This is a genomic window from Nocardioides piscis, assembly GCF_011300215.1.
Taxonomy (GTDB): domain Bacteria; phylum Actinomycetota; class Actinomycetes; order Propionibacteriales; family Nocardioidaceae; genus Nocardioides; species Nocardioides piscis.
The window spans coordinates 662521-677224 of record NZ_CP049866.1 but is presented as its reverse complement, the minus strand read 5'-3'; the positions used below and the strand labels follow the sequence as shown (position 1 = coordinate 677224).

8 protein-coding genes and 2 pseudogenes are annotated in these 14704 nt (G+C 70.4%); 8 read left to right on the top strand and 2 right to left on the bottom strand.

The window, feature by feature from the left end:
* Positions 1-2234 (bottom strand): annotated as a pseudogene (locus G7071_RS03415) (DEAD/DEAH box helicase).
* Between the two features lie 265 nt (positions 2235-2499).
* Here G7071_RS03415 and G7071_RS03410 point away from each other — a divergent pair.
* The 8 genes and pseudogenes from G7071_RS03410 (at position 2500) to G7071_RS03375 (ending at position 14193) form a co-directional block, all read left to right on the top strand.
* Positions 2500-2832: an STAS domain-containing protein gene (locus G7071_RS03410; RefSeq protein WP_166314908.1), complete on the top strand. Its 333-nt coding sequence runs from the start codon at positions 2500-2502 to the stop codon at positions 2830-2832.
* Between the two features lie 114 nt (positions 2833-2946).
* On the top strand, positions 2947-5271 hold the full coding sequence (locus G7071_RS03405) for a sodium-translocating pyrophosphatase (protein WP_166314906.1): 2325 nt from the start codon (positions 2947-2949) through the stop codon (positions 5269-5271).
* Positions 5272-5450: 179 nt separating this feature from the next.
* On the top strand, positions 5451-6308 hold the full coding sequence (locus G7071_RS03400) for an MOSC domain-containing protein (protein ID WP_166314904.1): 858 nt from the start codon (positions 5451-5453) through the stop codon (positions 6306-6308).
* Positions 6305-7753, top strand: coding sequence for a DUF7059 domain-containing protein (locus tag G7071_RS03395; protein WP_166314902.1), 1449 nt, complete (start codon positions 6305-6307; stop codon positions 7751-7753). The genes G7071_RS03400 and G7071_RS03395 overlap by 4 nt, the downstream gene beginning before the upstream one ends.
* A gap of 71 nt (positions 7754-7824) precedes the next feature.
* Positions 7825-9213 carry a WS/DGAT/MGAT family O-acyltransferase gene (locus G7071_RS03390; RefSeq protein WP_166314900.1) on the top strand — a complete coding sequence of 463 codons (1389 nt, stop codon included), beginning with the start codon at positions 7825-7827 and terminating at the stop codon, positions 9211-9213.
* A 156-nt stretch (positions 9214-9369) separates the two neighbouring features.
* A pseudogene (gene topA, locus G7071_RS03385) lies at positions 9370-12041 on the top strand (type I DNA topoisomerase).
* A 145-nt stretch (positions 12042-12186) separates the two neighbouring features.
* Positions 12187-13395 (top strand): L-2-hydroxyglutarate oxidase, encoded by a 1209-nt coding sequence (lhgO, locus tag G7071_RS03380; RefSeq protein ID WP_166314898.1) that lies wholly within the window; start codon positions 12187-12189, stop codon positions 13393-13395.
* 84 nt (positions 13396-13479) lie between these two features.
* On the top strand, positions 13480-14193 hold the full coding sequence (locus G7071_RS03375; RefSeq protein ID WP_166314896.1) for an ANTAR domain-containing protein: 714 nt from the start codon (positions 13480-13482) through the stop codon (positions 14191-14193).
* Here G7071_RS03375 and G7071_RS18965 read toward each other — a convergent pair.
* Positions 14100-14699 carry a fatty acid desaturase gene (locus tag G7071_RS18965; protein WP_246210341.1) on the bottom strand — a complete coding sequence of 200 codons (600 nt, stop codon included), beginning with the start codon at positions 14697-14699 and terminating at the stop codon, positions 14100-14102. The two genes, G7071_RS03375 and G7071_RS18965, sit on opposite strands and share 94 nt — an antisense overlap.
* Positions 14700-14704 lie beyond the last annotated feature (5 nt).

Genomic DNA, 14704 nt, shown 5'->3' with positions numbered 1-14704 from the left:
CTACTCGGGAGGCGCTCCGGCCAGCAGCGCGTCGAGGAGGGTGACGGCTCCCGACTTGTCGAGCGGGTGGTTCTGGTTGCCGCACTTGGGTGACTGGATGCAGGACGGGCAGCCTACCTCGCAGTCGCAGCTGACGATGGCGTCACGGGTGGCGGTCAACCACTGCACAGCGGCGTGGAAGCCGCGCTCGGCAAACCCGGCACCCCCGGGTGTCCGTCGTGGACGAAGACCGTGAGGTGCCCGGTGTCGGGGTGCAGCGCCGTGGAGACGCCACCGATGTCCCACCGGTCGCACGTCGCGAACAGGGGCAGCAGCCCGATCGAGCAGTGCTCGGCCGCATGAGCCGCACCGGGGAGGTCGGCGGCAGCGAGGCCCGCCTCCGCCAGCACGTCGGCGGGGACCGTCCACCAGACCGCGGTCGTGCGCAACGACCGGACCGGCAGGTCGAGCGGCTCCTCGCTCATGACCTCCCCGCTGGGCTGGCGGCGCTTGAGGAACGAGACCACCTGGTGGGAGAGGTCGACCTCGCCCAAGGACAGGCGACATCCCTGCCAGGACCGGTGGTGGTGCTCGGTGACGATCGCGATGTCGGTGACCTCGCGCGCAGTCGTGGAATAGGGCACGTCGGTCGGATGCATGACGGCGACGTGCTCGTCGAGGTCGAGCGACTCGACGAGCCAGGTGTCGCCCTGGTGGAGATAGACGGCGCCGGGATGGGCGGTGCCGTGGGAGCGGGCGGCGTCGACGGTGCCGACGACCCGGCCGGTCCCCTCCTCGACCAGCTGGACCTGTGCGCCCCCGCTGGAGCGGATGTCCGCCAGGTCGCTGGCGCGGCGCCGGTCGGTCCAGAACCATCCGTGGGGCCGTTTGCGGAGCAGGCCGGCGGCGACCAGCTGGTCGACGACCTCCCGGGCGTTCTCGCCGAACATCGGCAGGTCGGCCTCGGTCAGCGCTCGCTCCTGCGCCGCCGCGCACAGGTGTGGACCGAGGACGTAGGGGTTGCCCGGGTCGAAGACGGTCGCCTCGACCGGGCGGCCGAGCAACGCCTCGGGATGGTGGACGAGGAAGGTGTCGAGCGGGTCGTCGCGGGCGACCAGCACGCCGAGCGCGTCCTGGGCTCCGCGCCCGGCTCGTCCGACCTGTTGCCACATCGCTGCGCGGGTGCCGGGGAAGCCCGCCATCAGGACCGCGTCCAAGCCGCTGATGTCGATGCCGAGCTCGAGCGCGTTGGTCGCCGCCAGGCCCGTCAGGTCGCCCCGGCGCAGCGCGTCTTCGAGCGCACGCCGCTCCTCGGGCAGATAGCCCCCGCGATAGGAGGCGACCCGGGCCCGGAGCGAGGGGTCGACCTCCGCGAGGAGCTCGGCGGCGGTGGCGGCCACCTGTTCGGCCCCCCGGCGCGAGCGGACGAACGCCAGGGTCCGGACGTCCTCGACGACGAGGTCGGCAAGCAGGTCGGCGACCTCCGAGGTCGCGGCCCGACGCACGGGAGCGCCGTTCTCGCCGGCGTAGGAGGTGAGCGGGGGCTCCCAGAGGAGGAGGGAGACCTCGCCGCGCGGCGAGTGGTCGGCAGTGAGCGCCTGCACGTCGAGACCTGTCAGCCGGCCGGCGGCGACCTCGGGGTCGGCCACCGTTGCCGACGCCAGGAAGAACGTCGGGCTGGCGCCGTACGACGCACACACCCGGCGCAGCCGGCGCAGGATGTGGGCGACGTGGGCGCCGAAGACCCCGCGGTAGTGGTGGCACTCGTCGACCACGACATAGCGCAACGAGGCGAAGAAGGCGGCCCAGCGCGCGTGCCCCGGCAGCAGGGAGTGGTGGAGCATGTCGGGGTTGGTCAGGACGTATTCGCCGAAGTCGCGGGTCCAGTCGCGTTGTTCGCGCGGGCTGTCCCCGTCGTGGGTGGCGGCCCGCACGTCGAGGCCGAGCGCCGAGATGTTGTTCAGCTGGTCGTTGGCGAGTGCCTTGGTGGGGGCGAGATAGAGCACCCCCGCCCCGCGCTCGCCGCGCGGACCCCGAGCCTCGCGGATCGCGGTGAGCGCCGGCAGCTGGTAGGCCAGGGACTTGCCCGAGGCCGTGCCGGTGGCAAGGACGACGTGCTGGCCGGCATGGGCGACGTCAGCCGCGGCCGCCTGGTGCTGCCACGGCGACGACACGCCCGAGCGCTCGAAGGCTGAGCGCACGTCCGGGTCGACCCACTCCGGCCAGTCCGCATGGAGCGCAGGACGAGGCGGCACGACCTCCAGGTGACGCAGGCGGTCGACGCGCCCGCCGGGTGCTGTCAGGCGCGCGACGATCTCCGGCACCCGATGACGGGGAAGGGAGTCGCGGTCGGTCACCGGGTGAGTCTGGCAAAGGGCACCGACAACGTTGCTTTGTCTGGACCGGTGGTGGGCCCCGCCTGTGGGTTGTCATGCGGGGGGAGCGCTCTCATGGTTTGATAGGCCCGGCAGCATTCGGGGCGACCGGCTTCGGGTGAACTGACTTCGAACGGGAGCCGTCGTGGACCTGACCCTTGCGACTCGCGAGGAGGACGGACGTGCCGTCGTCGCGGTTGGTGGTGAGATCGACGTCTACACCGCTCCCAAGCTGCGCGACCAGATCACCGAGCTCGTCAGCAACGGGTCCTACAACATTGTGATCGACCTCGAGGCCGTTGAGTTCCTCGACTCCACCGGTCTCGGTGTCCTGGTCGGTGGGCTCAAGAAGGTCCGCGCCCACGACGGGTCGCTCGAGCTGATCTGCTCCCAGGAGCGACTGCTCAAGATCTTCCGCATCACCGGTCTGGCGAAGGTGTTCGTGATCCACGACTCCGCCGACCCCTCGGTCGTCTGATCCCGCCGAGGCGCGAACATGTGATCTGTGCCACATGTCGGCACGTGATCACGCTCACACCTGCGTAGACTCCGGCGCGTTCGCAACTGACGCTCCACCTGCAGGAGGACGCACATGACCCGAATCCCTCTGGCTGCCGCAGAGACCGAGCTCACTGGTAGCAACCAGGCGCTGGTCGTCGCGGTCCTGCTGATCTCCCTCGGAGCCCTCGCGATGGCGATGGTCTTCCGTCGACAGGTCCTGGCTGCAGGTGAGGGCACCGAGAACATGAAGACGATCGCGCGAGCCGTGCAGGAGGGCGCCAACGCCTATCTCACGCGGCAGTTCCGCACCTTGGCGATCTTCGCCGCGATCGCGTTCTTCGCACTGCTGGTGCTGCCCGCCGACGACATGACTGTGCGGATCTTCCGCTCCGTGTTCTTCCTCGTCGGGGCCGGGTTCTCGGCGGCCGTCGGGTTCCTCGGCATGAACCTCGCCGTGCGCGCCAACCTGCGCGTGGCGGCTGCTGCGGAGACCACCGGCCGCGAGCCGGCGATGACGATCGGGCTCCGGACCGGAGCCATGGTGGGGATGTTGACCGTCGGGCTCGGGCTGCTCGGCGCCAGCCTCGTGGTCCTGTTCTTCCAGGACGAGGCGGCCCACGTGCTCGAGGGCTTCGGCTTCGGTGCGGCGCTGCTGGCGATGTTCATGCGAGTCGGCGGCGGCATCTTCACCAAGGCCGCCGACGTCGGCGCCGACCTGGTCGGCAAGGTCGAGCAGGGAATCCCCGAGGACGACCCGCGCAACGCGGCGACGATCGCCGACAACGTCGGTGACAACGTCGGCGACTGCGCCGGCATGGCGGCCGACCTCTTCGAGTCCTATGCCGTGACCCTGGTCGCCGCGCTGATCCTCGGTTCGCAGGCCTTCGGCGACAAGGGCCTCGTCTTCCCACTGCTCATCCCGGCGATCGGTGCCCTCACGGCCGTTGCCGGCGTCTACCTCACCAAGCCCAAGGCCGGGGAGAACGGCCTCACGACCATCAACCGGTCCTTCTACCTCTCCTCCGGCATTGCGGCCGTCGCGAGCGTCGTGCTCGCCTACGTCTACCTGCCGAGCAGCTTCTCTGAGTTCAGCAACATCGCCGAGGGCCTGGCGGACGCCGATGGCGACCCGCGGTTCATCGCCTCGGCTGCCGTGGTCATCGGCATCGTGATGTCGGCCGGCATCCTTGCGCTGACGGGCTACTACACCGGCACGGAGCACAAGCCGGTCAAGGACGTCGGCAAGACCTCGCTGACCGGAGCCGCCACCGTGATCCTGTCCGGCCTCTCGGTCGGGTTCGAGTCGGCGGTCTACACCACGCTGGTGATCGGGGCGGCCGTCTTCGGCGCCTATCTCCTCGGAGGCGCGGCGCTGACCGTCTCGCTGTTCGCCGTCGCGCTGGCCGGCTGTGGCTTGTTGACCACGGTCGGGGTGATCGTCGCGATGGACACCTTCGGGCCGGTCTCCGACAACGCCCAGGGCATCGCGGAGATGTCGGGTGACGTGAGCCCGGCGGGCGCGCAGATCCTCACCGAGCTCGACGCGGTCGGCAACACCACCAAGGCGATCACCAAGGGCATCGCGATCGCCACCGCAGTGCTCGCCGCGACCGCCCTGTTCGGTTCCTACGCCACCTCGGTGTTCGAGGCCCTGCAGGAGGCCGAGGTCGGTCAGGGCGAGGAATACCTGCTCGACTTCAGTGTCTTCAACCCGGCCGTCATCGTCGGCGTCCTGCTCGGTGCGGCCGTGGTGTTCCTGTTCTCCGGCCTGGCGATCAACGCCGTCGCGCGAGCCGCGGGTGCCGTGGTCTATGAGGTCCGCCGGCAGTTCCGCGAGATCCCCGGGATCATGGAGGGGACCGGCCGCCCGGAGTACGGCAAGGTCGTCGACATCGTCACCAAGGACTCGCTGCGCGAGCTGATCACACCGGGGATCCTGGCCGTGCTGGCGCCCATCGCGGTCGGGTTCGGCCTCGGGGTCACCGCACTGGCGGGCTTCCTGGCCGGTGCGATCGGCGCCGGCACGCTGATGGCCGTCTTCCTGGCCAACGCCGGTGGCGCCTGGGACAACGCCAAGAAGCTCGTCGAGGACGGCCACCACGGCGGCAAGGGCTCGCCCGCCCACGAGGCGACCGTCATCGGCGACACGGTCGGCGACCCGTTCAAGGACACCGCCGGCCCGGCCATCAACCCGCTGATCAAGGTGATGAACCTGGTCTCGCTGCTCATCGCCAGTGCCGTCGTGTCCCTGAGCGTCGGCCAGGACCAGAACGACGTCCTGCGCATCGTCATCGCACTTGTCGCGGTCGCGATCATCGTCGCCGCGGTGATGGTCTCGAAGCGGCGCGAGGTGACGATCAGCGACGACGGCGACAACACCGGCTCGTCGTCGTTCGCACCGCACGCCACCAACTGACGGGCACACCGACGCCCACGGCCTGATCCCGCTCGCCCGGGTCATCAACTGGCGGCGGACGACCTCGAAGTCATCGACTTGCGTGTCGTCCGCCGCCAGTTCCGTGTCGGGCGGGGGAGCGGCGCGCTGGGAGCCGGCGAGCCGCGGGCGGGCCGGGTGCGCGCACCTACGCTTCCCCCATGCAGGTGACGCGGCTGACCACCTACCCGGTCAAGTCCATGGGCTCGGAGGACGTGCCGTCGGCACAGGTGGCTCCCGAGGGCCTGGTGGGCGATCGACGGTGGGTGGTGCTCGACCCTGACGGCAACCGGGTGTCTGCGACGCACTGCCACCAGCTGCTGGGCTTCCTGGCCACCCACTATCCCGCGGGCCTGCAGATCAGCGCCCGCGACGGCGCGACGGTGCGGGTCGAGACGCCCGGCTCCGACGCCCGTCGCATCTCGACCGGCATGTCGCGCGTCGACCAGCTCAGCGCTGCCGACGACGACGCCTCCGCGTGGTTGAGCGAGCGGCTCGGCCGCCCGGTCGTGCTGGCCTACCAGGGCGACGGGGACGTGCGCGAGATCGGGGAGTCCCACGGGGGTCGCCCCGGCGAACGCATGCGGCTGGCCGACGCGGGGCCGATCCTCCTCGTCACCGAGGCCAGCCTCGCCCGGCTGGGCGACTGGGTCGCGGAGACCCAGCAGCAGGAGTGGCTCGACCCCGGCGAGGCGGCGCGACGGTTCCGTCCCAACGTCGTCGTCGACGGTGGGGAGCCGTTCGCCGAGGACGACTGGTTCCGGGTCCGGATCGGGGACGTGACCTTCCGTCGCGGCGAGCTCTGCGACCGCTGCGTGATCACCACCATCGACCTCGACACCCTCGAGACGACCCACGAGCCGATCCGCACCCTGGCGCGTCATCGCAAGTGGGACGGCTACACCTGGTTCGGCGTGCGGTTGATCCCCGAGTTCGAGAAGGACGCTGGGACGTCGCGCATCACGGTGGGTGACCCGGTCGAGGTGCTCCAGACGCGACCGCTGGGAGTGAGCGCATGACCACCGACTTCGCCCAACCCCTGCGCGGTGCACTCCAGGCAGCGGACTTCACCTATGACCGCGTCGCCGAGGCGCTCGGGACACAGGCACACCGAGCGCTGAGCCGCAACGAGACCACGCCGGGCCTTCGGCGTACGGCGGACGGCTCCCCACTGAGCACGCTGATCCGGCTGTTCCTCCTCCAGGCGCCGGTGCCGAGCGCCGCGGCAGAGCGTGCGCTGCCCGGCCTGGTCGACCGCTTGTGCAACGTCGGGCTGCTGGAGCAGAGCGTGGGCGAGGTCGCTGCCCGGATGGATTGTCGGCCCTACTCCACCGACGACGTCGACCTGTGGGTGGTCTCCGACCTCACCCCCGGGCTCGACGGGGCCCCGATGCGGGTCGGCGCCGACCACGTCCTGGGCATCTCCAGTGCCTCGACGAGCCTGGCCCAGCAGACCGTCCGCGACGACGTCGGACGGGCGCTCGACCTCGGGACGGGCTGCGGCGTGCAGGCCCTCCACCTGGCCACGCACGCGGGCGAGGTCGTCGCCACCGACGTCAACCGGCGGGCGCTGTGGATGACCCGTCTCAACGCCGCCCTGAACGAGATCCCGGTCGACGTACGCGAGGGCTCGTTCTTCGAGCCGGTCGCCACCGACCGCTTCGACCTGATCGCCACCAACCCGCCGTTCGTGATCAGCCCCGCGACCGGCGAGCGCCTCGTCTACCGCGACTCCGGGCTGCCGGGCGACCAGGTCGTGGAGGACATCGTCCGCACCGCGCCCGCGCACCTCGACGACGGCGGCCTGTGCCAGGTCCTGGCCAACTGGTCGATCCTGCGCGGCACCGCCTGGGACGAGCGCCTCGCCACCTGGCTGCGGGACGACTGCGACGCCCTCGTGGTCCAGCGGGAGGCCATCGACCCGAGCGAATATGTCGAGATGTGGCTCAAGGACGAGGGTGTCCACGGCACGCCGGCCTATCTCCAGCGCTATGACACCTGGTTGTCGTGGTTCGACGAGCAGGGCATCGAGGCGGTCGGCTTCGGCTGGATCAACCTGCGTGCGGGAGGGTCGGGCCACCACCGGATCGAGGAGTGGCGCTATGACGTCGAGCAGCCGATCGGTCCGGCGATCGCGGCCCACCTCCCCGTGGCTCGTGCCGAGGTCACGGCCTCGTCGCGACTCGTCACGCGCCCGGACGTGGTGCAGGAGACCCAGGGTCCACCGGGCGCCGAGGACCCCGCGACGATCGTGATGCGCCAGCAACGGGGGTTCCGGCGGGCCCGCCAGGTCGACACGGTCGAGGCGGCGCTGATCGGCGCGAGCGACGGGGACCTCACCCTCGGACAGCTGCTGGACGCGATCGCGCAGATCATGGGCGAGGACGCCGAGCAGCTGCGGTCGACATACGTCTCGAAGGTCGAGGAGCTCGTCGAGGAGGGGTTCTTGACGACCGAGGGCTGAGGTGGCCGCGGGGCGTCCGCCCTGTGCGCATGCGGGTGATCCAGATCACTCGATGCCCTAATCTGCGCACCATGAAGCGCATGGCCGGCATCGACGCCGCATTTTGGTATGGCGAGACGCGGGCCTGGCACATGAACATCGGAGCCGTCGGGATCCACGACCTCACCGAGGTGCCCGACTTCTCGTTCGAGACCGTGCGCGACCTCGTGGTCGAGCGGCTGCCGCAGATGCCGCAGCTGCGATGGCGGGTGGTGGCGCCCCCGCTGGGGCTCGACCGACCGTGGTTCATCGAGGACCCCAGGCTCGACCCCGACTTCCACATCCGGCGGATCGCGCTTCCCTCGCCCGGCAGCATCGAACAGCTGCGCGAGCTGGTCGGACGCCTGATGTCCTACAAGATCGACCGCACCCGGCCGCTGTGGGAGCTGTGGGTGATCGAGGGCATCAACGGCGGCGCGGCGGTGGCGACGCTGACCAAGATGCACCACTCGATCGTCGACGGCGTCTCCGGCGCCGGTCTCGGCGAGATCCTGCTCGACATCACGCCCCAGATGCGTCCGCCGTCGACCGAGGTCGTGACGGCCATCGGCACGCGCGCCCCCGCCCTGGTCAAGCAGCTCGCGGGCGGGATGCTCAACCTCGGGCTGAAGACGCCCGTGCGGATCGGGGAGCTGGTGGCCCAGACGGCCCGCCAACAGCTCGCCGTCGCCCGCCTGCACTCGCGGCCACCGCGCTATTTCGAAGCCCCGAGGACGAGGTTCAACACCCGCATCTCGTCGCACCGCGTCATCGGCGGGACGCGCCTGGAGCTCGCCCGCGTCAAGGCGGTCAAGGAGGCCTTCGACGTCAAGCTCAACGACGTCGTGCTGGCACTGGTGGCGGGCGCCGTGCGGACCTACCTGATCGAGCACGACGAGCTGCCGTCCAAGCCGCTGATCACCCAGATCCCGGTCTCCACCCGGACCGAGGGATCGAGCGGGGACGTCGGCAACCAGGTCAGCTCGATGACGGTCAACCTCGCGACCGACATCGAGGACGCCGGCGAGCGGCTGCTGGCCATCCATGAGTCGTCGCAGAGCGCCAAGGAGATGGCCAGGGCCCTGTCGGCTCGCCAGATCATGGCGCTGACCGACACCACCCCGCCCGGACTCGTGCAGCTGGCAGCCCGCACCTACACCGCCAGCGGCCTCTCCGGCAACGTCGCACCCATCAACCTGGTGGTCTCCAACGTGCCCGGCCCCGGCTTCCCCCTCTACATGGCCGGCGCCCCCCTGGTCAGCCTGCTCCCGATGGGCCCCCTGGTCATGGACGTGGCCCTCAACATCACCGCCTTCAGCTATCTGGACCACCTCGACTTCGGGTTCATCAGCACCCCGGAAGTGGCACCCGACATCGACCGGATGGCGCAGCTCGTGGAGCCCGCCCTCGAGGAGCTGGAGGCGGCGGCAGGGATCGTCTAGAGCAGCGCCCGGGACGACCGCCGAACGGCGTCGTGGTGGCGTAGTGGCGTCCTAGCGCTACCGTTGCGGCGAAATCAGCGCGACGGACCTCCGTCGGGAGCAGGAGAAGCAGTGGCACACAAGCTCGTCATCGTCGAGTCGCCCAAGAAGGCGCAGATGATCGGCGGCTACCTCGGCAGCGGTTATGTCGTCGAGTCGTCCATCGGTCACATCCGCGACCTGCCCAACAACGCTGCGGACACCCCCGCCAAGATCAAGGACAAGCCCTGGGGCCGGCTCGCCGTCGACGTCGACAACGGCTTCGAGCCCCACTACGTCGTCCCGCGCGACAAGAAGAGCCACATCGCCAAGCTCAAGAAGCTGCTCAAGGACGCCGACGAGCTCTATCTCGCCACCGATGAGGACCGCGAGGGAGAGGCGATCGCCTGGCACCTCCTCGACGAGCTCGCCCCAAGGGCATCCCGGTCAAGCGGATGGTCTTCCACGAGATCACCAAGTCGGCGATCCTCGCCGCCGCCGACAGCCCCCGCGAGCTCGACATGGACCTCGTCGAGGCCCAGGAGACGCGGCGCATCCTCGACCGCCTCTACGGCTACGAGGTCTCGCCGGTGCTGTGGCGCAAGGTGATGTCGGGCCTCTCGGCCGGCCGTGTCCAGAGCGTCGCGACCCGGTTGGTCGTCGACCGCGAGCGCGAGCGGATGAAGTTCAAGCTCGCCTCCTACTGGGACCTCGAGGGGACCTTCGACGCGGGCAGCAAGCACGAGCAGCGCATGTTCCCGGCCAAGCTGCACTCCCTCGACGGTGCCCGCGTGGCACGCGGCAGCGACTTCGGCCAGGACGGTGTCCTGAAGAAGCAGGACATCGTCCACCTCGACCGCACCCGTGCCGAGGCGCTGGCCGCGGCCCTGAGCGAGACGACGTTCGACGTCCGCTCGGTGGAGGCCAAGCCCTACCGCCGTTCGCCCTATGCGCCGTTCCGCACCACCACCCTCCAGCAGGAGGCCGGCCGCAAGCTCGGCATGAGCTCGAGCGTCACGATGTCGGTCGCGCAGCGCCTCTATGAGGGCGGCTACATCACCTACATGCGAACCGACTCCACGACACTCTCGGGCACGGCGGTCAACGCCGCCCGCGACCAGGTCCGTGAGCTGTACGGCGCCGAGTACCTCCCCGACTCGCCCCGTACCTACGCCTCCAAGGTCAAGAACGCCCAGGAGGCCCACGAGGCGATCCGGCCGGCGGGCGACTCGTTCCGCACGCCCGCCCAGAGCGGCCTCACCGGCGACCAGTTCCGGCTCTACGAGCTGATCTGGATGCGCACCGTCGCCTCGCAGATGAAGGACGCGACCGGCCAGTCGGTCTCCATCCGCGTCGGTGGCGCCTCGTCGACCGGCGAGGACGCCGTCTTCGCCGCCAGCGGCCGGGTCATCACCTTCCACGGCTTCCTCAAGGCCTATGTCGAAGGCACCGACGACTCGTCGGCGCGCGACGACCAGGAGACCCGCCTCCCCGACCTGACCCAGGGCGAGCCCGTCTCGGCCGCGTCGATCCAGGCCGCAGGCCACGAGACCAAGCCACCGGCGCGCTACACCGAGCCGACCCTGATCAAGGAGCTCGAGGAGCGCGAGATCGGGCGCCCGTCGACATACGCCTCGATCATGGGCACCATCGTCAACCGCGGCTACGTCTACAAGAAGGGCTCGGCCCTGGTGCCGGCCTGGCTCGCGTTCTCGGTGGTGCGGCTGCTCGAGGAACACTTCCCGCGGCAGATCTCCTACGAGTTCACCGCCCGGATGGAAGACGTCCTCGACGACATCGCCGGCGGTCGCCGCGACCGCAAGACCGAGCTGGGCGAGTTCTACTTCGGCAGCGGCGAGATCGAGGGCCTCCACACCCTGGTCAACGAGCTCGGCGACATCGACGCCAAGGAGCTCGCCACCTTCCCGATCGGTGAGGGCATCGACCTGCGCGTGGGCCGCTACGGTCCGTACGTCGAGGGGCCGGGCGACGGCGAGGACGGGGCGATGGTCCGTGCCAACGTGCCCGACGACCTGCCGCCTGACGAGCTGACCGTCGCCAAGGCGCGCGAGCTGCTGGCCAACCCCGCAGGCGAGGAGGCCGTGCTGGGGGTGCACCCGGAGACCGGTCTGGAGATCGTGGCCAAGAACGGCCGCTTCGGTCCCTATGTCACCGAGGTGCTGCCCGAGGACGCGCCCAAGTCGGCCAAGCCCCGCACCGGCTCGCTCTTCAAGTCGATGTCGCTCGACACGGTCTCCCTCGAGGAGGCGGTCAAGCTGCTCGAGCTGCCCCGCGTCGTGGGCGCCGGTGAGGACGGCGAGGAGATCACCGCCCAGAACGGTCGCTACGGGCCCTATCTCAAGCGCGGCAGCGACTCCCGCTCGCTGACCAGCGAGGACCAGATCTTCGACATCACCCTCGACCAGGCGCTGGCGATCTATGCCCAGCCCAAGCAGCGCGGTCGGGGTGCGGCGACGCCTCCGCTCAAGGAGCTCGGCAACGACCCCGTCTCGGGTCAGCCGGTCATCGTCAAGGCGGGTCGCTTCGGCGAATACGTCACCGACGGCGAGTACAACGCCACGCTCCGCAAGGACGACACGGTCGAGTCGATCACCCTCGAGCGCGCGGCCGAGCTGCTCCAGGAGCGTCGCGACAAGGGTCCGGCGAAGAAGGCGGCCAAGAAGGGCGCCAAGAAGTCGCCGGCCAAGAAGTCCGCTGCGAAGAAGACGGCTGCGAAGAAGACCACGGCCAAGAAGGCCACGGTCAAGAAGGCGCCGGCCGCCAAGAAGGCCGCGGCCAAGAAGTCCTGAGCCAGCAGCCGCCGTCCGGCAGCGGCGCCGTACGACCCTGTAACGCGCTGTCCAGTGCACTCTCGCGCCGTCGCAACGGCGCGCCAGTGTGCGGGACAGCGCGTTACAGCAGGCGCGGCCCGCGGCGACGTGGTGGACTGACCCCGTGAGCACCCCGACGGCCGAGCGCGTCGGAGTCGTCGGGGGCGGCATCGTCGGGCTGGCCATCGCGCGCGAGCTGACGCGTCGTCGACCCGACGCGCAGGTCGTGGTCATGGAGAAGGAGGAACGGCTCGCCGCCCACCAGACCGGCCACAACTCGGGCGTCGTGCACGCCGGGATCTACTACCAGCCGGGCAGCCTGAAGGCGCAGCTGTGCACGCGGGGCCGGCTGCTGCTCCGGGAGTTCTGCCGCGAGCGCGGCCTGCCGTTCGAGGAGTGCGGCAAGCTCGTCGTCGCAGTCGACCCCGACGAGGTCGAGCGGCTGGACCGACTCGAGTCGACGGCGCGGCGAAACGGGGTCCCGGGTCTCACGAGGCTCGGCGCGGCCGGGATCCGCGACGTCGAGCCGGCGGCGGCCGGGCTCGCGGCGCTCCACTCGCCCGAGACCGCGATCACCGACTTCGTGGGGATCGCATCGGCATACGCCGCCGACGTGGAGCAGGCCGGTGGTGAGGTGCTGCTCTCCACCGAGGTCACCGGGATCGAGCGCGGTGTCGGCGGCATCGAGGTCGCCACCAGCCGCGGGCCGCAGCGCTTCGACCGGCTCGTCGTCTGCGCCGGCCTGCAGGCCGACCGGGTCGCGCGCTGGGCGGACGGCATCGACGGACCGCGCATCGTGCCGTTCCGCGGCGAATACATGCGGGTGCGTCCGGCCAAGGCCGGCCTGGTCCGCGGGATGGTCTATCCGGTTCCCGACCCGCGCTACCCCTTCCTGGGAGTGCACTTCACCCGCCGGGTGGGTGGAGGTCTCGAGGTCGGACCCAACGCCGTGCTCGCCCTGGCCCGCGAGGGCTATCGGCGCAGTGACGTCCGTTGGGCCGACGTCGTCGGTATGGCGACGTGGCCGGGCACCTGGCGGATGGCCGGTCGACACTGGCGCACCGGACTGGGCGAGCTGCGCAGCAGCGTGTCGACGTCCGCCTACATGGACCGGGCCAGTCGCTACGTCCCCGAGATCGGTCCCGCAGACGTCGTGCGCGGGCCCGCCGGGGTCCGGGCTCAGGCGCTCGACCGCGACGGCTCCCTGGTCGACGACTTCCGCATCGGCCACGAGGACGGCATCACCACGGTCCGCAACGCGCCGTCGCCGGCGGCCACCTCCAGCCTCGCGATCGCGGAGCACGTGGTGGCCCGGATGGGGTTTGGTCACTGAACGTGGCCAGGCCGCGTACGGTGAAGCATCCGGGTCGCTCTGTTGGGTACCCGAAGGTCCACGCTCACTGATCGGAGGTCCTGCATGCAGCCGATGTCCGAGACGGTCGAGGCCCTGCGTGAACTCACCCTCCTAGGCGACGTCAACACCGCGCACGCCCTGAAGACGATGAGTCAGGCAGTGAAGCGGATCGTGCCCGACATCCTGGGCCTCAGCCTGACCCTCACCCACGAGCAGCTGACCTTCACGATGACCGCGGCCGGCGCGACCTTCCGGGGCTTCCCCGCCCTGGTCCACCACGACGACGCCCGCGTGGACAGGAGCAGGCCCCGGCTCGCGCTCGTCGCCCACGACGGGCAGCGCGACGACGAGGACCGCTGGCAGCACGAGGCGCGGGCCGCCTCCTCGTCCGGGGTGGCATCGACCCTGTCGCTGCCCATCCTCCACAACGGGGTGGTCACGGCCGACGTCAACCTCTATGCCGCGAGCAAGGACGCCTTCGACGGCCACCACGACGAGCTGGCGCTCGCGTGCGGGGCCGACGCCGCCGGCGCGGTCACCAACACCGACATGGACTTCCTCTCCCGTTTCGAGGCCGCGAAGGCGCCGGAGCGGATCCGCGCCGGACACGTCCGCGACCAGGCCGTGGGCGCGTTGATGTCACGCTCCGACATCGACCCCGACCAGGCCGAGGAGCGGCTGAGTCAGGCGGCCGAGCGTGCCGGGATCAGCGAGGAGAGGATGGCGCGTGCCGTCCTGACCCTCTTCCACGGCACCTGCGGTCCCGACACGGACTGAGCGGCGGCCCTCGCTCGACCGACGCGGTCCCAGGACCCGTTGGGCAGCGAGAGCCGGAACACCTTGTGCCAGGCGCTCGCGACCTGCACCGGCAGGGGGGCGGAGTGGTAGCGCAGGCCGTAGGCGGCGAAGAGCGCGCGCACCGGCGAGGACAGCTCGGCATAGCGGTTGCTCGGCAGGTCGGGGAACAGGTGGTGCTCGATCTGGTGGGACAGGTTGCCGCACAGCACGTGCAGCCACCCGGGGCCGGAGATGTTGGCCGAGCCGAGCATCTGGCGGACATACCACTGGCCGCGTGACTCCGAGGGCTCGATCTCGGACACCTCGAAGGTCGACACGCCCTCGGGGAAGTGACCGCACATGATCACCGAGTGGCTCCACACGTTGCGGACGAGGTTGGCCGTGAGGTTGGCGGTCAGTGTCGTCCGGGCAGAACCGGTCGGCAGCGAGAGCAGTGGGTGGACGACGTAGTCGCGCCCCGCAAGGCGAGCGACCCGGCGCAGCATCAGCC